Source organism: Mesorhizobium sp. M2A.F.Ca.ET.067.02.1.1, from assembly GCF_004023285.1.
GTDB lineage: Bacteria > Pseudomonadota > Alphaproteobacteria > Rhizobiales > Rhizobiaceae > Mesorhizobium.
In genome coordinates this window covers 1-986 of the sequence record NZ_RZSB01001224.1, presented here as the reverse complement: position 1 = coordinate 986, position 986 = coordinate 1, and the positions used below count along the sequence as shown (strand labels likewise).

Below are 986 nucleotides of genomic sequence, written 5' to 3'. Positions count from 1 at the left end.
GGCCGGGTCGAGGAAGAAGGCGTCGACGCGCGCCTCGCGATCCGGCAGCCGGTTGCCGAGGAAGGCCAGGTCGCAGGCAAAGCGCGGATTTGCGGCGACCGGATGATGCGTCTCAGGATCGAGTGCGTTGTAGATCGGCACGCATTCCGCGGCGCCGAGCGCACGATAATCCCAGACCACCGGGTCGCCGCCGCCATAAGTCAGCACGATGCCGATCCTCTTCAGTGCCTCATGCAACGGGTGGTCGGCGTCGTTGCGCAACTCGCTCAGGGTCGCCGGCGCGTCGACATCCCAGAAGACGGTCAGCGCGTCCGGGCGGGCGTTGTCGAGAACCGCCTGCAGCAGCGCATCGTCTTCGAAGCCGACGCCGCTTGCCTTGACCACGATGTCTGCCTGCGCGGCGCGCGAAGCGACCTGCATCAGGGCGTGCGGGGTCGGCTCGTAGACCACGACGCTGCACCAGTCCGGAGCCTCGATGTCGCGATGCTTCTGCCGGTCGTAGACGTCGGGCTCATAGAAGACGATGTCATAGCCGCGCTGCGACAGCGCCTTGAGCAGGCCGCGGTAATAGGTGGCGGCGCCGTTCCAGTAGGATGACAGAAGGCTCGATCCGTAAAAGGCAATCTTCATGCGGCGGCCTCCGTTGCAGGCTTGATTTCAGCCGCCGCGCGATTGCCGCATGCGGCGAGGATGTCAAACAGCTCGTCGGCGCGATGCCGGCATGTGTGCCGCGCCAGGATTGTCTCCAGGCCCGATGCGGCCAGCGCTTGCGCAAGCTGGCGGTCGTTCAGCACGTTGCGGAGATGACCTGTCATCTCGGCGCCGTTTCGGGCGAAGAGGAAATCCGTTCCGGAGCGGAACAGGCCTTCGACATCCGACCATGGCGCAGACACAAGCGGAATGCCGCAGGCCAGCGCCTCGAACATGCGAATGGTGGGAATGCCCGGCAGGCTCTCCCGGTAGGGCCGGCGTGGGATGTGCATGGT

1 protein-coding gene and 1 pseudogene are annotated in these 986 nt (G+C 65.7%); both read right to left on the bottom strand.

Going from position 1 to position 986, the window contains the following annotated elements; genetic code table 11:
• A pseudogene (locus EOA28_RS36920) lies at positions 1-630 on the bottom strand (hypothetical protein); the annotation flags it as partial.
• A partial coding sequence (locus EOA28_RS36915; protein ID WP_148671158.1) for a glycosyltransferase occupies positions 627-986 on the bottom strand: 360 nt, incomplete at its 5' end. The pseudogene EOA28_RS36920 and the gene EOA28_RS36915, both read right to left, overlap by 4 nt.